Annotated in this window: 18 protein-coding genes and 1 pseudogene; 8 read left to right on the forward strand and 11 right to left on the reverse strand. The window is 64.9% G+C overall.

What is annotated here, in order from left to right; genetic code table 11:
* The first annotated feature begins 147 nt into the window (after positions 1-147).
* The 3 genes from FXB41_RS27760 to FXB41_RS27770 are packed head-to-tail and all read left to right on the forward strand — an operon-like array spanning position 148 to position 3185.
* Positions 148-1347 (forward strand): mandelate racemase/muconate lactonizing enzyme family protein, encoded by a 1200-nt coding sequence (locus FXB41_RS27760; protein WP_219684006.1) that lies wholly within the window; start codon positions 148-150, stop codon positions 1345-1347.
* An 11-nt stretch (positions 1348-1358) separates the two neighbouring features.
* Entirely contained in the window at positions 1359-2126 is a 768-nt protein-coding gene (locus FXB41_RS27765) for an SDR family oxidoreductase (protein ID WP_219684007.1), read from the forward strand.
* A gap of 27 nt (positions 2127-2153) precedes the next feature.
* Entirely contained in the window at positions 2154-3185 is a 1032-nt protein-coding gene (locus FXB41_RS27770) for an L-idonate 5-dehydrogenase (RefSeq protein ID WP_219684008.1), read from the forward strand.
* Positions 3186-3188: 3 nt separating this feature from the next.
* Here FXB41_RS27770 and FXB41_RS27775 read toward each other — a convergent pair whose 3' ends face one another.
* Positions 3189-4064 carry a DUF3280 domain-containing protein gene (locus FXB41_RS27775; protein ID WP_219684009.1) on the reverse strand — a complete coding sequence of 292 codons (876 nt, stop codon included), beginning with the start codon at positions 4062-4064 and terminating at the stop codon, positions 3189-3191.
* Between the two features lie 191 nt (positions 4065-4255).
* On the opposite strand from FXB41_RS27775, the gene FXB41_RS27780 reads away from it, so the two are divergent.
* A complete protein-coding gene (locus FXB41_RS27780) occupies positions 4256-5641 on the forward strand; it encodes a HAMP domain-containing sensor histidine kinase (RefSeq protein WP_219684010.1) in 1386 nt (461 codons plus the stop codon).
* Entirely contained in the window at positions 5638-6300 is a 663-nt protein-coding gene (locus FXB41_RS27785) for a response regulator (RefSeq protein WP_007603140.1), read from the forward strand. The genes FXB41_RS27780 and FXB41_RS27785 overlap by 4 nt, the downstream gene beginning before the upstream one ends.
* Before the next feature lie 4 nt (positions 6301-6304).
* Here FXB41_RS27785 and FXB41_RS27790 read toward each other — a convergent pair whose 3' ends face one another.
* The 3 genes from FXB41_RS27790 to FXB41_RS27800 form a co-directional block, all read right to left on the reverse strand.
* Positions 6305-7147 carry a hypothetical protein gene (locus FXB41_RS27790; RefSeq protein ID WP_219684011.1) on the reverse strand — a complete coding sequence of 281 codons (843 nt, stop codon included), beginning with the start codon at positions 7145-7147 and terminating at the stop codon, positions 6305-6307.
* A 177-nt stretch (positions 7148-7324) separates the two neighbouring features.
* Positions 7325-7816, reverse strand: coding sequence for an SRPBCC family protein (locus tag FXB41_RS27795; protein WP_219684121.1), 492 nt, complete (start codon positions 7814-7816; stop codon positions 7325-7327).
* A gap of 2 nt (positions 7817-7818) precedes the next feature.
* Entirely contained in the window at positions 7819-8211 is a 393-nt protein-coding gene (locus FXB41_RS27800; RefSeq protein WP_007603136.1) for an ArsR/SmtB family transcription factor, read from the reverse strand.
* A gap of 264 nt (positions 8212-8475) precedes the next feature.
* Here FXB41_RS27800 and FXB41_RS27805 point away from each other — a divergent pair, with 264 nt between their 5' ends.
* The gene (locus FXB41_RS27805; RefSeq protein WP_446479885.1) at positions 8476-9639 is read left to right on the forward strand and encodes a serine hydrolase; all 1164 of its coding nucleotides are present in this window, start codon (positions 8476-8478) and stop codon (positions 9637-9639) included.
* A gap of 73 nt (positions 9640-9712) precedes the next feature.
* Here FXB41_RS27805 and FXB41_RS27810 read toward each other — a convergent pair.
* Positions 9713-10532 (reverse strand): annotated as a pseudogene (locus FXB41_RS27810) (outer membrane protein).
* A gap of 262 nt (positions 10533-10794) precedes the next feature.
* The gene (locus FXB41_RS27815; protein WP_219684124.1) at positions 10795-11499 is read right to left on the reverse strand and encodes an SDR family oxidoreductase; all 705 of its coding nucleotides are present in this window, start codon (positions 11497-11499) and stop codon (positions 10795-10797) included.
* Positions 11500-11621: 122 nt separating this feature from the next.
* Between FXB41_RS27815 and FXB41_RS27820 the strand changes: the two genes are divergently transcribed.
* Positions 11622-12464 carry a GNAT family N-acetyltransferase gene (locus FXB41_RS27820; RefSeq protein WP_219684012.1) on the forward strand — a complete coding sequence of 281 codons (843 nt, stop codon included), beginning with the start codon at positions 11622-11624 and terminating at the stop codon, positions 12462-12464.
* A gap of 18 nt (positions 12465-12482) precedes the next feature.
* On the opposite strand, the gene FXB41_RS27825 is transcribed toward FXB41_RS27820, so the two are convergent.
* Positions 12483-12923: a hypothetical protein gene (locus FXB41_RS27825; protein WP_007603127.1), complete on the reverse strand. Its 441-nt coding sequence runs from the start codon at positions 12921-12923 to the stop codon at positions 12483-12485.
* A 284-nt stretch (positions 12924-13207) separates the two neighbouring features.
* Here FXB41_RS27825 and FXB41_RS27830 point away from each other — a divergent pair, with 284 nt between their 5' ends.
* On the forward strand, positions 13208-13492 hold the full coding sequence (locus FXB41_RS27830; RefSeq protein WP_007603125.1) for a hypothetical protein: 285 nt from the start codon (positions 13208-13210) through the stop codon (positions 13490-13492).
* 53 nt (positions 13493-13545) lie between these two features.
* Here the strand turns inward: FXB41_RS27830 and FXB41_RS27835 are convergent, their stop codons facing one another.
* The 4 genes from FXB41_RS27835 to FXB41_RS27850 all read right to left on the reverse strand — a co-directional run bounded on the left by FXB41_RS27835 (position 13546) and on the right by FXB41_RS27850 (position 15147).
* Complete coding sequence (locus FXB41_RS27835; protein WP_219684013.1) at positions 13546-13836, reverse strand: hypothetical protein; 291 nt, start codon at positions 13834-13836, stop codon at positions 13546-13548.
* A 20-nt stretch (positions 13837-13856) separates the two neighbouring features.
* Positions 13857-14276, reverse strand: a complete 420-nt coding sequence (locus FXB41_RS27840) for a curlin (RefSeq protein WP_283843468.1) — start codon at positions 14274-14276, stop codon at positions 13857-13859.
* Positions 14277-14345: 69 nt separating this feature from the next.
* On the reverse strand, positions 14346-14723 hold the full coding sequence (locus FXB41_RS27845) for a curlin (protein ID WP_035994730.1): 378 nt from the start codon (positions 14721-14723) through the stop codon (positions 14346-14348).
* Between the two features lie 31 nt (positions 14724-14754).
* Positions 14755-15147 (reverse strand): curlin, encoded by a 393-nt coding sequence (locus FXB41_RS27850; protein WP_035994727.1) that lies wholly within the window; start codon positions 15145-15147, stop codon positions 14755-14757.
* Positions 15148-15178 lie beyond the last annotated feature (31 nt).

The raw sequence follows: 15178 nt of genomic DNA on the forward strand, positions 1-15178 counted from the left end.
GCAGGGCGGCGCCTTGTTGGTGATATCCCTAAAACATGTTGTGATATATTACAAGCGGGCGTAAGACTCCGCCCGTGCCCGCACCATGCTGCGGTGCAGAATGACAACAAGACGGCGCTGCGCGCCTGCGATGGGAGGAGTATTGCCGTGAAGATCACGTCGATCGAGACGCTGCGCACCGAAGAATTCTCCAACGTCATCTGGGTGCGCGTCCACACCGACACGGGCATGATCGGCCTCGGCGAAACCTTCTACGGCGCCGGCGCGGTCGAGGCCCAGATCCACGACACCTTTGCCGGCCGCCTGCTCGGCCGCAATCCGCTGCACATCGAGGCGATCCATCGCGACATGCTGAACCTGCCGATGGCGCAGTCGTCCACCGGAGTCGAATATCGCGCGGCTTCGGCAATCGACATCGCGCTATGGGACCTGTTCGGCAAGGTCTGCAATCAGCCGGTGCACCAGATGCTCGGCGGCCTCTGCCGCGACAAGCAGCGCATCTACAACACCTGCGCCGGCACCCAATATGTCCGCTCCACCAATATCAGCCCGGTCGCGAATTGGAATCTCGGTGGCTCCAAGGGCCCCTACGAAGACCTCGACGGCTTCATGAACCATGCCGATGCACTTGCCGAAAATCTTCTGGAAAGCGGCATCTCGGCGATGAAGATCTGGCCGTTCGATCCGGCGGCGCAGGAGAACAAGGGTCTCTACATCTCCGCCGCGCAGATGAAGCAGGCGATCGAGCCGTTCGAGAAGATCCGAAAAGCGGTCGGCGACAAGATGGAGATCATGGTCGAGCTTCATTCGCTCTGGAACCTGCCGACCGCAAAACAGATCGCGCGCGCGCTCGAGCCCTACAAGCCGACCTGGTACGAAGACCCCATCCGGATGAACTCGCCGCAGGCGCTGGCCGAATATGCCCGCTGCACCGACGTCTGGGTCTGCGCCAGCGAGACGCTGGGCTCGCGCTTCCCCTACAAGGATATGCTCGACCGCGACGCCATGCATGTGGTGATGGCTGATCTGTGCTGGACCGGCGGTCTCACCGAAGGCCGCAAGATCGCGGCGATGGCCGAGACCTATCACCGGCCCTTCGCACCGCACGACTGCATCGGCCCGATCGGCTTCATCGCCGCCATCCACATGTCGTTCAGCCAGCCCAACACATTGATCCAGGAATCGGTGCGCGCCTTCTACAAGGGCTGGTACAATGAGCTCGTGACCACCATGCCCACGATCAAGGACGGTTTCGTCTATCCGATGGAAGGCCCCGGCCTCGGCGTCGACCTTCTGCCCGCCGTATTCGACCGCTCCGATCTGACCGTGCGCCGTTCCGACGTCTGAGGATTCTTGAGATGAGCACCGCCCTCTTCGACCTTTCCGGCCGCACCGCGCTCGTGACCGGCTCCTCCCGCGGCCTCGGCCGCGCCATCGCCGAGGGCATGGCCAAGGCCGGCGCCAGGATCATCGTCAACGGCGTCGATCCCAAGCGCGTCGAGCAGGCCGTCGCCGAGTTTCGCGCCGCCGGCTACCTCGCGGAAGGCGCCGCGTTCAATGTCACCGACGAGCCCGCGATCGTGGCCGCCTTCAACGACTTCGACAACAAGGGCATCGCGGTCGACATCCTCGTCAACAATGCCGGCATCCAGCACCGCAAGCCGCTGGTGGAGTTCACCACCGACGAGTGGCGCAAGGTGATCGAGACCAACCTCACCAGCGCCTTCGTGATCGGCCGCGAGGCGGCCAAGCGCATGATCCCGCGCAAGCACGGCAAGATCATCAATATCGGCTCGCTCGGCAGCGAGCTCGCGCGTCCGACGATTGCGCCCTACACGGCGGCGAAGGGCGGCATCAAGAACCTGACCCGCTCGATGGCGGTGGAATGGGCCCAGCACGGCATCCAGGCTAACGCGATCGGCCCCGGCTATATGCTGACCGACATGAACGAGGCCCTGGTCAACAACACCGATTTCAACAACTGGCTGATGGGCCGCGTTCCCTCCAAGCGCTGGGGCCGACCGGACGAGCTGGTGGGCGCTGCAATCTTCCTGGCGTCGGATGCCTCGACCTATGTCAACGGCCAGATCATCTATGTCGATGGCGGCATGATCGCTGCGATGTGAGCCGCGAAACGCTGAAGGGAGCCAACCATGCGCGCCGTCGTGATCCACGCACCGAAAGATCTGCGGATCGATCTCTATCCGGATGCAGCGCCCGGTCCGGGTGAAGTCCGCGTCAAGATCGCGAACGGCGGCATCTGCGGGTCCGATCTGCACTACTATCATCACGGCGGCTTCGGCGTCGTGCGCATCCAGCAGCCGATGGCGCTCGGGCACGAGATCGCGGGCGTCGTCGCAGCCGTCGGTGACGGCGTCACGAACGTGAAGCCGGGCACCCGCGTCGCGGTCAATCCGAGCAAGCCGTGCGGCCAGTGCCTGCATTGCCAGGAAGGCATGCGCAACCAGTGCCTCGACATGCGCTTCCTCGGCAGCGCGATGCGCTTTCCCCATGTGCAGGGCGGGTTTCGCGAATTCATCACGGTCGATGCGGCGCAGGCCGTTCCGATCGCCGACAAGCTGTCGCTGGCGGAAGCCGCGGTCGCCGAGCCACTCGCGGTGTGCCTGCATGCCGGCAAGCAGGCCGGGCCCCTGCTCGGCAAGCGCGTGCTGATCACCGGCTGCGGCCCGATCGGTGCGCTGATGATTTTGGTGTCGCGCTTCGGCGGCGCGGCCGAGATCGTGGTCACCGATGTCGCGGACGCGCCGCTTGCGGTCGCCAGGAAGCTCGGCGCCACTCACGCCATCAACGTCGCGGCCGATGCCGCCGCGCTCGATCCCTGGCGCGCCGGCAAGGGCGTGTTCGACACGCTGTTCGAAGCCTCCGGCAATCAGGCCGCGCTCCGGACCGCGCTCGATGTGCTCAGGCCCGGCGCCACGCTCGTGCAGCTCGGGCTCGGCGGCGAGATGACGCTGCCGATCAACTCCATCGTCGCCAAGGAATTGCAGCTCCGCGGCACCTTCCGCTTCGATCCCGAATTCGAGCTGGCGGTGCGGCTGATGGGCGAAGGTCTGATCGACGTCAAGCCGCTGATTACGGCAACCATGCCATTCGAGAACGCGGTCGCGGCGTTCGAGCTCGCCAGCGACCGCTCGCAGTCGATGAAGGTGCAGCTGACGTTCTGAGGCCTATTGCTGCGGCTGGTTCTCGATCATGCGATCGCTGACCAACCGCACGGCACCCCGTTTCCACGAATAGTCCGCGCCCAGGCGCAGGCCGCTGTCGCCGCGTGCCAGCACCGTGCCGGTCCTGGCGTCGCGCACCCGGAAGCCGAGCGTGTACTCGGTGCGGCTGACCCGCCGCACCACGCCGATCAGCGCCTGGTCGGCGCCAAGCTTCTGCGCAATCGCCGCCTCGCAGCCGTTGCAGTCGCGCAACGCGCGCGCCTTCACCGCCTCGCCGCCGATATCGACGATGCGGTAACGGCCGGATTGACCCAGCGCCTCGCGCACGCTGCCGGTGACCTCGGCCAGATATGACGCATCTGACGTGGCTGACGCGCCCGCCGAAGCGGCGGTCGTATCCTCCAGTTCGAAATCGAACACGGCCAGTGCGATCGGCGCGGGCGTGCCAAGCGCGGCCATGATCTCGCGCGACACGAAGATCTCGGCGCGCTCCCATGATTCATCATTGTCGCCGCGGAAGGTGTAGAGCTTGTCCATCACGACCTTTTTGGCGCCGACGTCGATCACGGCGACCTTGGCCCATTGCACCAGCGTGCTCGTCTTCTGGATGCCGCCGATCACCTTGAAGGCCGCGCCGTCCTGGGCCGAGGGCACGAGCCGGTAGCGCCGGTCTCCGCCAATGTCTTGCCGGAGCGCGGCCATGAAAGCTGCCAGCCGTCGCTCGTGGGCGGCGGTCTGGTTGGCGGGTTCAGCCGACGTATCGGTATAGCTGAAGTCGTCCATGGCGATGCCGATGGCGGTTTCGGCGCCGGCCGGCGCATGAAACGCCGGAATCAGGAGAAGGAGACAGACTGAGAGGATCAACCGGCGCAGGTGCATAAATGTGCCTCGTGTGACGGTGCGGCGCGCCAATCTGGACGGCGCAATCAAGCCATGCAGCGGCGCCGGTCCCGGCGATCGCCGGGAAAATTTCACGACGGTGCACCGCACTCACGCCTGGCGGCTTTCCGCCGGATGCGTTCTGCCGTTTAATGCGGTCGCGACAACCCGTTCGCACCAGGTGCCCGCCGATGTGGAACCGCCCGAGGTTCGATCTCAAAGTTCGTCTGACGTTGCGCGTGGCCGCGATATCGGCCGCCTGCTTCGCCGCGATCTCCGCTTATTTCCTGATTACGGCCGACCGCGCGGCGCATGCGCGCCTCGACGATATCGCCGCGATCGTGGCCAAGACGCTGGAGCTGCAGCAGGGCAAGATCCAGTGGGTGGCGAGCCCCCGCTCGGACTTTCCCAACCTCGACCCCGTTTCGGCTTATGTGATGACGCCCGGCCTGTGCCTGGCGTTCCGCGGCACGAGCGGCGACATCCTCCAGCGTTTCTGCAGCGGCGCGCCCGCCCCGGCGAACCCGCCCCCGCAAGCTTTCACGGCCTTCTATCGCAGCTTGTTCGACCCCGGCCGCGAAGCCGCACGGCCTGTGATCGTGCGCGGAGCGAAGCTCGGCGACGCCGTCGTCTCGGTCGAGCCGGCCGTGCAGACCGCGGAGGCTTGGCACGAGGCCGGCCGCCTGATGCTGGCGCTGGCAATCGCGCTGCCGCTGCTCTGCGCGCTGGTCTACGCCGCATTGGCACGCGCGCTGCGCCCCACCCGCATGATCCGCACCGGCCTCGAGCGGATTGCCGCCAACGACCTCACCACGCGGTTGCCGCCGTTCGACCTTGCCGAACTCTCCGCGATCCGCGACGGCTTCAACCATCTCGCCGAAAGCCTCGAGACCGCGCTTGCCGAACGCAGCGAGCTGACGCGGAAGCTGATCGCGCTTCAGGACGAAGAGCGCCGCCATCTCGCGCGCGAGCTGCATGACGAGTTCGGCCAGTCGCTCGCGGCCATCCGCGCGCTCGCCTCCTCCGCCCGGCAGACCGCCGCGCAGGACTGCCCTTCCCTGCTTGGCGAATGCGACGGCATCGCGCGGACCGCAACCGGCATGATGGAGACGTTGCGCGGCACGCTGTTCCGGCTGCGGCCGCCCGATGTCGAGGAACTCGGGCTCGTCGCCAGCCTCGAAGGCCTCGTCGCGGGCTGGAACGGACGCAGCCGCGGCGAGACGCGCTTCTCGATCCGGTTCGACGGCGCATTCGAGACCCTGCCGGCCCCGATCAGCGCCAGCCTCTACCGGATCGTGCAGGAGGCGCTCACCAATGCCGCCAAGCATGCCGTCGCCACGCGGGTCAGCCTGGAATTGACGATGGGGGCCAGCGAGATCGCGCTGGCGATCGACGATGACGGACGCGCGAGCGATCCCGTCGCGAAATCCGGAATGGGCCTGCTCGGCATGCGCGAGCGCGTCGCAGCCTTGCGCGGCCAATTGAGCTTCGAGGCCGCGCCGAACGGCGGCTCCGCACTGCGCGTGGTCATTCCGCTCGCAGCCGCCGATCGGCCGCCGCTGGAGCATGCCGCATGAGCGCGGCCGATGCCACCATTCTGCTGGTCGACGACCATTCCGTCGTCCGCGAAGGCTATCGTTCCGTGCTCCAGAAGCAGCCGGGACTTCGCGTCATCGCCGAAGCCGCCGACGGCGCGGAGGCCTATCGTCTCTACAAATCGGAGGCGCCCGACCTCGTCATCATGGATCTGAGCATGCCCGGCATCGGCGGCATCGAGGCGGTCAGGCGCATCAGGCAGTGGGACAAGAGCGCGAGAATCCTCGTCTTCACCATGCATGAAAATGCCGGCTTTGCCGTGCAGGCGATCCGCGCCGGTGCCAGGGGCTATGTCACCAAGACCAGTCCGCCGGAGACGCTGGTGCGCGCCGTGATGGACGTGCTCGCCGGCAAGATCGCGATTAGTCCCGACATCGATCATGAGCTCGCGCTGAGCCGGCTCGCCGGGGAAAGCTCTGCCGCCGACGTCCTCACGCCGCGCGAGTTCGAGGTGCTGCGGCTGCTGCTCGCCGAGAACACGACAGAGGAGATCGCCGAGACGCTCCATGTCAGCCCGAAGACGGTGGCGAACCTGCATTCCCTGATCAAGGACAAGCTCGGCGTCGGATCCGACATCGAGCTAGTCCGGCTGGCGCTGCGTCAGGGCATCTTGACGGAGGTCGATCTCGGCGAGGCCTGATCGCTCAAGCCAGATAGCGCGTGAGATAGCCTTCCATGGCGTAGAGCGCACAGAGCGCGAGGCTCGACCACACCGCGGCCGTGAAATACAGGAACATCCAGGTCAGCTCGCCCTTCCAGTGCGCGATGTCGTGGGTCACGACCCAGCGCGTCGAGACGTCATGCAGGCCTTCGAGGAAGCCGAGCAACCTGTTGCCCTCTTCGTGCCCTGCCCGCCAGCGGCTGAGATACATCGGCACGTCGACGGTGACGAGGAAGACCAGGAAGCAGGCGATGCCGATGATGCCGGCAATCAGCGCCCACCGCACCGGTCCCTGGAATTCCGGCATCAGTCGGCACAGCGCGATGCCCGCGAGGAAGAATGTCACCGCCCACAGCGAGTTCTCGATCGCGTTGAAGAGGAAGTTGGTCGTCACCACCGCATACCAGGAGAAGCACTCCGCGATGATGATGATGGGCACAATCACCCACGCGATGTTCACGACCGTCTCCGCGCCCGTCATGGTCCCGAGTTGATGCAGGATGACCGCCCATTGCGCGGCGAAGCACAGTTCGGCCACGGTCGCGACCGTGCGGCCGACGAAGACGCTGGAGAGCCAGGTGTCGAACAGACAGATCCGCTGCACGTCGGCGCGCGGGAGGAACGAGCGGAACGCACAGCCGAAGACATAGCCGGCGCAGAGCAGGAACATCAGCCCCATGTCGGAGCCGCCACTGAGGCTGCCGGCGGGCGTCGGGTAGAACTCGCGGTACAGCATGAACCAGACGAGAATGTTGGCAGCACTGACCAGCGTCAGGGACCCCCACCACCATGCGAGGGGATTTGTCCGCGCCTGCCACTGCAACATGAATCGCTCCGCTGTAGTCAAATTTGACATCCAAGGTAGCAATTCTGTCATAAATCCGTCGTTCCAAGCGACAAAAACTTCGTTATCGCGCTGTCATAATTGACCTGCGCGCTGTCATATTCGTCGTTGCGGCGATATTCCGGAGGCCCTCGTCGAGCCTCCGGACGAGCGTTCGCGCTACCTCTTCATTCCGCCCACATAGGCCGCGAGCTTGTCGAGCGTCTGGTAGCCGTATTCGACGGCACCGAAGCTGATCATACCGTCGCGCTGCGCCGTGCTCGACGCCAGCTGCCGCATCATCAGAACCGTCTTGCCATTGCTCTGTTCGGCGAAAGTGATGGTGAAACGGAACAGGCCGGGATCGTCGTCCTGGTCGGCGCCATGGTCCATCTCCATCAGCGACGGCCGTTCGATGCGGCGGAAGCGCATGCGGTTCGGGTAGACCGTGCCGTCCGGGCCGATCATGTTGAAGCGCCAGACGCCGCCAACCCGCACGTCGATCTCGAAGGTCTCGAGCTTGAAATCCTTCGGCCCGAACCATTGCGGCAAATGCTTGGGGTCAGACCAGGCCTCGAACACCAGATCGCGCGGCGCGTCGATCACGCGCGACATCACGATCTCGCGGTCGAGCGACCATTGCGACAAAGCGGGATTGGCAGAATTCGTCATCATCAGGAACCTTTCCGTTTGATCGTCTTGTTACTTGTCTTGGACGGCCGCTTGGCAGCCGTCCGCTCTTTCTTCAGCTTCATCACATAGGCTTCGAAGCGATCGAGCCGCGCCTCCCAGATCGCACGCTGGTGCTGGAACCAGTCTTCCGCAGTGAGGAGTGCGTCAGGACTGAGGCGGCAGGTGCGCACGCGGCCGGATTTCTCCGACAGGACGAGCCCGCTCGTCTCCAGCACGTGGATGTGTTTCATGAAGCTCGGCAGCGCCATCTCGAACGGATCGGCTAGCTCGCCGACCGATGCTTCGCCGGCGCAGAGCCGCATCACGATCGCCCGCCGGGTGGGATCGGCAAGGGCCGCGAAAACCTGATCGAGTCGGGATAATTGGTTAGCCATGGAGCTAACTATAGAGCTGCCGCCATCTGGCGTCAATAATTGTTAGCCAATTAGCTAAGTTAAATTTTGCCGACGGGTAACCTGGGTGGAGCGAAGCGTAATCCAGGGCCGCTCGCTCGGCTGCGGCGCTATCCCGGATTGCGCTTCGCTCCATCCGGGCTACAAACCACTCGCGCGGAACCCACCACGCGCAATCGTGAATTGGGAGGTACCGCCCCTCCCGCTACAAGAGAATGGGGGCGCATCGAATCCTGCGCCAGAGCCGTGCCGTCTGTTGTCACCTCATCGTATCTCACCCGACGGGCGCTGGCCCGGGCTGCGCTCGTTCCGCTCGCGCTTGCCTGGCCGCGCGGCGCCGCCGCGGATTCCGACATGATCGCGCAGATGCGCGACATCGTCGCGAACGAGCTGGCGCCGACCGCAACACCGGACCAGCCGGGCGGTCTCGCCGCCGCGCTTTATGCCGGCAGCCATGTCGAGTTCTTCAACTACGGCTTTGCCGACGACGCCACGCAAAGGCCGGTCACGCCGGATACGCTGTTCAACCTCGGTTCCCTGCGTAAGCCGTTCGAGGCGACGCTGGTCGCGCTCGGCACCCTCCGCGGCGAGCTGCGGCTCGACGATCGTCTGGCGAAATATCTCCCGGAGCTCACCGGCGACTATGTCCGCCGCGTCACCGTTGGCGAGCTCGTGACGCACACCTCAGGCATGCTGCTGCCGACCGACCATCCGCCCTGGCCGAGCGACACGTTTTCCCGCGCGCAGCTCATCGACATGTTCAATAGCTGGCGACCGCAAGCCGGCGAGGTGCCGGGCAAGCAGCGCGTCTACAGCCACGCCGGCTATGTACTGCTTCAGCTCGTGCTCGAGCGCTGTTACGGCGCTCCGATCGCGACCCTGCTCGAACAACGTATCCTCAAGCCGATCGGCATGAATGCGACCTCCGTGCCCGAACGCGGCGAAGACAGCCGTGCCGTCATGGACGCGGCCTGGATGCAGCGCGCGGTCCAGGGCTACTCGGATCAGGGCATGGCGATCGGCCCCATCGGCAACCAGCAGAGTTATTTTGATTTTCCCGGCACGGGCCAGATGTTTTCCTCGCCGCGGGATCTCGCGACATTCGTTGCGGCCTGCGTCGACGGGCGGTCGATCGATCCTCACTTGCGCGAGGCATTGCGGATGACACAGCACGAGATCTTCCGCGTCGACGAGAAGTTCGGACAGGGAATGGCCTGGGAGACGGTGCGTCTTCCAGGCGTCGCCGTCGTCGACAAGCCGGGTGGGCTCAACAACGCCTCCGGCTATATCGGCCTCGTGCCGGCGCAGCGGATCGGGATCGTCCTGCTCGCCAATCGCGGCGAATATCCCCACGAGATCGCGCGCTACGGGATCCTGCCGGCGTTGGCGCGCCTCGTGGCTTCGCACTGACCCCCACGGCCCGCGAAAACAGAAAAGCCCCGGCTGAGCCGGGGCTTTCCACGCCAGGGACGGAACGGGATGCTCAGTATCTGGCGACGACCGGTCCGCCGAATTTGTAGTTCACGCCGACGCGCACGATGTTCGACTTGAGATCGACCGAGTGGGTGAAGACGTTGGTCGGAAATGCGCCGCCAAGCAGATTGGTGCTGGTCACGGTGCTGCGTCCAAGATCGACGTAGAGATATTCGGCCTTAAGCGACCAACCGCCGCCGACGGCGTATTCGGTGCCGACGCCCGCGGTCCAGCCGAGGCGTGTGTCGCGGATAGCAGCCGACTCCGTTGCCGCGGCGAACGTGTCGGTGAAGTTGAAATTGCCCTTCACCTCGGCGATGGCCGCGCCGCCGGTGGCATAAAGCAGCCAGGTCGGAGCCGCGAGGAAGCCGATGCGGCCGCGGATCGTGGCGAGCCAGTCGGCCGAGACCTGCGAGGACACGGTGAAGCCGGTCGGGGCGCAGCAGGGATAGAGCGCCGAACCCGTCGCGCTGCCCTTGAAGCCGAAATAGTTGATGTCGCCTTCGAGGCCGAGCACGGCGTTATTGAGTTGCCAGTTGTAGCCGGCGGTAACCGCCCGTGACGCTGGAGCTGTTGACGCGCTGGGCGCCGACTGCCGCAATCGCGGAAACACTGGAGCTCGCGAAATAGGCGGCGGGATCGAACGCAGTCGAGGTGGCCGGATCGGCGCTGCCCCATTGTCCGCCGACATTGCCGCCGACGTAAAAGCCGGTCCAGTTATAGGCCGTCGCCATCATCGGCGCCTTGGTGTAGTGCGCCGCGAGGTCGGCAGCCTGCAAGGATGCGGAGCCCAAGACAACCGCGGCAGCCGCCAGCAAAAACTTCTTCATTCCAGTCTCCTTGCCTCACGCGATTGATCTCGCGTTTCGAATGCGCGCGGGCGGAAGTTGTCCGGCGCAGATCGGGCATAGGCTGCCGGTTCCTCGCCGTCTTGGGCTGCGGCGAAGTTCATAGGGACTGTGACGTAGTGTGAGCCGTGCGGCACGCGAACGCGGGACAGGTGTGACCGAGGAGCCACTCATCCGCGGCGCACGACGCACGTCCGCGTCGCATCGCGACAAGGGCGCGAAACGCGATTCGAATCCCCGCGTCTCAGACCGAACGCGTCAGTCCGCCGTCGACGCGGATGTTCTGGCCGGTGATGTAGGCCGCGCCGTCGGATGCCAGGAACGAGATCGTCGCGGCGATCTCCTCGACCTTGCCGTAGCGCCGCATCGGCACGCTGTCGCGGCGCGCATCTAACTGCGGCAGGCTGTCGATCCAGCCCGGCAGCACGTTGTTCATGCGAATGTTGTCGGCGGCATGGGTGTCGGTGAAGATCTTCGTGAAGGCGGCGAGGCCGGCGCGGAACACCGCCGAGGTCGGAAACATCGCACTCGGCTCGAATGCCCAGGCGGTCGAGATGTTGATGATGGCGCCGGCCTTCTGCGTCTGCATGATCGGCATCACCAGCCGGGTCGGACGGATCACGTTGAGCAGATAGGTGTCGAGGCCGGTGTGCCACTGCTCGTCGGTGATCTCCGTGATCGCCGCCCGGGGCCCATGGCCCGCGCTGTTGACGAGCACGTCGATGCGTCCCCATTTGGTCATCGCCCCGTCAACCAGCCGCTTCAGATCGTCGTTCGATTTGTTGGAGCCGGTGATCCCTAACCCGCCGAGCTCGGCTGCCAGCGCCTCGCCCTTGCCGGAAGAAGACAGGATGGCGACGCGAAAGCCGTCGGCTGCGAGCCGGCGCGCGGCCCCTGCCCCCATGCCGCTGCCGCCGGCGGTCACGAGTGCGACCTTCTCTGCTGCCATCTCTGCTGCCATGACCGATCATCCTCTATGATATCGTGGAGGCGAGCCGGGGGCTCGGCCTATCATGAGGCCTTCTACCGCCGGACCAGCCGGAAGGTCCACCGTCGAAAGCGACCTGAAAGATGAGCGATTTGCAGATCCGCAATTTGCGCCCCGAGGAGATCGCCATCGCGGTCGACTGGGCCGCGGCGGAAGGCTGGAATCCGGGCCTCTCCGATGCCGCCTGTTTCGCGATCCCGGACGCGAGGGGCTTCTTCGTCGGCGAGATCGACGGCGAGCCGGTCGCGACCGTCTCCTGCGTCAACTACGACGATCGCTTTGCATTTCTCGGATTCTACATCGTGCGATCGGGTTTTCGCGACAGAGGCCACGGCTTGCGCATCTGGAACGCGGCGATCGCGCATGCGGGCGCTCGCGTGATCGGCCTCGACGGCGTGGTGGCGCAGCAGGACAATTACAGAAAGTCCGGCTTCCAGCTTGCCTACGCCAATGTCCGCTATGGCGGCTTCGTCGCCGCGCCACCGAGGCCGCCCGCCGATGTCGTTGCGCTCGACACGATCCCGTTTGCGTTCGTTGAAGCCGACGATGCCACGGTGTTCCCGGCTCGGCGCGGCGCCTTCCTGCGTGCCTGGATCGGTACCTCAGGACATGTCGGTCGCGCGTTGCTGCGCGACGGCAAGCTCGCCGCATGGGGCGTGATCCGGCCGTGCCGGGCCGGCCGTAAGATCGGCCCGCTCGTCGCCGACGACCGCGCGGCGGCGGACGCGATCGTGCAGGCCCTGCTGGCGAGCGCAAACGGCGGCGAAATCTTCCTCGACGTCCCCGCCGTCAATCGCGAGGCGATTGCGCTCGCGGAACAGCTCGGGCTGAAGCCGGTGTTCGAGACGGCGCGGATGTACACAGGGCCAATCGCGCCGCTGCGGATCGACCGCGTCTTCGGCGTGACCAGTTTTGAGCTGGGCTAGCTGAGCCGAACGCGCTGCTCAGTAGCAACGCATGATGTTGACGGTGTGCTCGCCGCCGCCGCGGCCGGGCACAGTCACCTGCTCCGTCGGACAGCTCGGCACGTAGGGCCGGTCGGACGGCACCACGTTCGGCGGGAAGCGATGCGTCCAATCCCAGGGAACGTCGTACGTATAGGTGTAGCGAACGTCGCTGGAGACGGGCTGGGCGGTCTCGGCGAAAGGCTGACCGTAGCCTGCATTGTCATAGTAGAACCCGCCGCCGCCCGGCCAGTAGACCCAGGGCGTGTTGCGGCCACGGAACCTGGCGCCCGGCGCAATCGGCGGACGCACCGCCGGACCGGAAGGCGTGGCGGCATGTGCGACGGCGCCGCCGGGTCGGGCAAAACTGTCGCTGGGAGCGAGGAGCAGCGCGGCTGCGCTGAGCGAGGCGAGCAACGCCCCAAATGATCTGGACATCATGATACGCACCAACTCGTTTGGCTTCGCGGATAGCGGCTCCCCGCGACACGCTAGGCCGGGCTGTCGCCCACCCGCAAACGTATAATTAATTATTGGTTAAGGCACGGGATTAACAGGGAACAGACTGCGGCAAGACGCCCGGGAATCCCGACTGATGTGGCAGGTGTTCCGGGAAAAGCGGACTTCATAACCAGTTGATCGGAGTTGATCGCTTCGGCCGAAGACACCCGGAACGCTCCCGCACTGCGGTCGTTGGCTCCCGACACCAGCAAGGAGCATCTCCAATGCAGAACAAATCGAAACTCCTCTGCCTGATCACGGCTTCGCTCGTCGCGGGCACGGCGGCCGCCTCGGCCCAGGGCTATGATTGGAACGGACCGCGCGCGGGATGGGACCGCACCGCTCCCGCTTACCAACCGGTTCAGCCACGCGCGTACTATCCGGATGTCGCCGGACCTTACGGTGCGCTCAACGGCACCAACCATCCGGCGCCGAGCTCGACGCAGGGCGATGTCGGCCCGGAGGGCAACAACAACGGCACCGTGACCGGCGTCTATCGCAGCTGGTAGCGCTCGCTCACGACGTGGCCCATCGTCCATCACGGACGATGGGCCTTCGTGCGTCAGCGGCCCTGCTGCTTGCGCAGCCAGTCCAGCGTATCCTGCGGATTTCCGGTGCCCTGCGACACGATGGCGGTGTTGCCGCCGCTGCGGCGATAGACCGTCGTGCGCCCAGGCTCCTTCTCGATCTTGACCTCGGCCTGCGCCGGATCGCCGCTCTGGGTGATGACGGACGTGCCATTCTCGTCCTGAACAATTGTGGTATGGCCGTCACCCGACTCGCCAGCTCCGGCCGGCCCGGCTGTCATCGCCGTCATGATGCTCATTCCTGCTGCAAGTACGATGAACCTCATGTTGCACCTCACCTTCGCGATCACCGGCTGAACTGAAATATCGACAGCCAGTTGAAGCGCCCGAATTGTCGCACCGTTCCCGTGTTCATATCTCCGATCTGGAGCAGGAGGGCGTTGGTGGAATTGCCGACCTGAGTGATGTCGGCAATATTGCTCACGCCCGACTGACCGATCGCCACATTGGTGGTGCCACCCACCTGGATCACATCGACATAATTGCGCGTGCCGTTCTGGATGATCGTCGCATCGACTGTTCCCGTACCACCGATCTGGATGACACGCGCAATATTGATGCGGCTGTTCTCTTCGATCGTGACCGGCTGGACATCGTTGCCGAATTGCACGATCGTTTCGATGCTTACGTTCCGGTTTGTCACGCCGCGCTGGACGGATCCGGCGGATGCCTCGGACGCGACGCTGACGGCGAACAATGCAGCCAATGCCAGGAGTAGCCTAGCGCATTTCATCGCTTGCCCCCATTCCATTTCTGACGACGAGGCCGCGCCGGCTCAATGGCTATTCTGGACAACAGTCGCCGAGTTGAACGCACCGAACTGGGACAGGAAACTGCTGGTGGACTGGCCGGCCTGGCCGACGAACGCGATATTATTCACGCCCGCCTGCCCGACCGATGCCGACGTCGTCCCGCCGAATTGCAGGATTCCGGTCGCGTTGTTCGTCCCGTTCTGAGTGACGGTCGCGCTGGTGCTGCCGCCGATCATGAACACGCCGGCCATGTTGAGCTGGCTGTTCTGGTTCAGCACGACCGGCGGGCCGCCGAGCGACACGATGGTCTTGATGTCGGCGGTCTGGGCACCGGCCGAGCCGGCGCCCACGCAACACAAGGTGAGAAATGCGCCACAGGCGGCGCCTGAAAAATGCCTCATGACATGCCTCGCTATCGAAAAAGATTTGCGATCAAGGAGTCTGCTGCAAAATCGTCGAGCCGTTCAGAATTCCGAGCTGTCCGACCGCCGCCGCGTTGTTCGCGCCGATCTGGCCGATCAGGCTCGAATTGGAGCCACCGGCCTGGCCGAGTAACGCGGTGTTGGACGCCGTCGCGGTGGTGCCGCCCTGCCCGATTACCGAGGTGTTGACGGTCAGGAGCGAACCCATCTGCAACGTGGTCGCAGTATTGGTGGCGCCGAATTGCATCGTGGTGGCGCTGTTGTTGGTGCCGCCACTCTGCGAGATGAAGGAGTTGTTGGTGGTGCCGAATTGCAGCACGCTGGCCGAGTTGCCGGCCTGGGCATCGACGGCGGTCAGCAGGCTGAACGCGACGATCGTGGCAACGAGATATTTTTGATGCATGACATTTCCTCCGCGAAAGTCGGCGGACAAG

This window comes from Bradyrhizobium canariense, from assembly GCF_019402665.1.
Lineage (GTDB): Bacteria > Pseudomonadota > Alphaproteobacteria > Rhizobiales > Xanthobacteraceae > Bradyrhizobium > Bradyrhizobium canariense.

What these genes read in the sequence shown, in the direction of transcription:
- FXB41_RS27765 (WP_219684007.1), top strand. Translation starts at nt 1,359, where the DNA reads ATGAGCACCGCCCTCTTCGACCTTTCCGGCCGCACCGCGCTCGTGACC.
- FXB41_RS27770 (WP_219684008.1), top strand. Translation starts at nt 2,154, where the DNA reads ATGCGCGCCGTCGTGATCCACGCACCGAAAGATCTGCGGATCGATCTC.
- FXB41_RS27775 (WP_219684009.1), bottom strand. Translation starts at nt 4,064, where the DNA reads ATGCACCTGCGCCGGTTGATCCTCTCAGTCTGTCTCCTTCTCCTGATT.
- FXB41_RS27780 (WP_219684010.1), top strand. Translation starts at nt 4,256, where the DNA reads ATGTGGAACCGCCCGAGGTTCGATCTCAAAGTTCGTCTGACGTTGCGC.
- FXB41_RS27785 (WP_007603140.1), top strand. Translation starts at nt 5,638, where the DNA reads ATGAGCGCGGCCGATGCCACCATTCTGCTGGTCGACGACCATTCCGTC.
- FXB41_RS27790 (WP_219684011.1), bottom strand. Translation starts at nt 7,147, where the DNA reads ATGTTGCAGTGGCAGGCGCGGACAAATCCCCTCGCATGGTGGTGGGGG.
- FXB41_RS27795 (WP_219684121.1), bottom strand. Translation starts at nt 7,816, where the DNA reads ATGACGAATTCTGCCAATCCCGCTTTGTCGCAATGGTCGCTCGACCGC.
- FXB41_RS27800 (WP_007603136.1), bottom strand. Translation starts at nt 8,211, where the DNA reads ATGGCTAACCAATTATCCCGACTCGATCAGGTTTTCGCGGCCCTTGCC.
- FXB41_RS27815 (WP_219684124.1), bottom strand. Translation starts at nt 11,499, where the DNA reads ATGGCAGCAGAGAAGGTCGCACTCGTGACCGCCGGCGGCAGCGGCATG.
- FXB41_RS27820 (WP_219684012.1), top strand. Translation starts at nt 11,622, where the DNA reads ATGAGCGATTTGCAGATCCGCAATTTGCGCCCCGAGGAGATCGCCATC.
- FXB41_RS27825 (WP_007603127.1), bottom strand. Translation starts at nt 12,923, where the DNA reads ATGATGTCCAGATCATTTGGGGCGTTGCTCGCCTCGCTCAGCGCAGCC.
- FXB41_RS27830 (WP_007603125.1), top strand. Translation starts at nt 13,208, where the DNA reads ATGCAGAACAAATCGAAACTCCTCTGCCTGATCACGGCTTCGCTCGTC.
- FXB41_RS27835 (WP_219684013.1), bottom strand. Translation starts at nt 13,836, where the DNA reads ATGAGGTTCATCGTACTTGCAGCAGGAATGAGCATCATGACGGCGATG.
- FXB41_RS27845 (WP_035994730.1), bottom strand. Translation starts at nt 14,723, where the DNA reads ATGAGGCATTTTTCAGGCGCCGCCTGTGGCGCATTTCTCACCTTGTGT.
- FXB41_RS27850 (WP_035994727.1), bottom strand. Translation starts at nt 15,147, where the DNA reads ATGCATCAAAAATATCTCGTTGCCACGATCGTCGCGTTCAGCCTGCTG.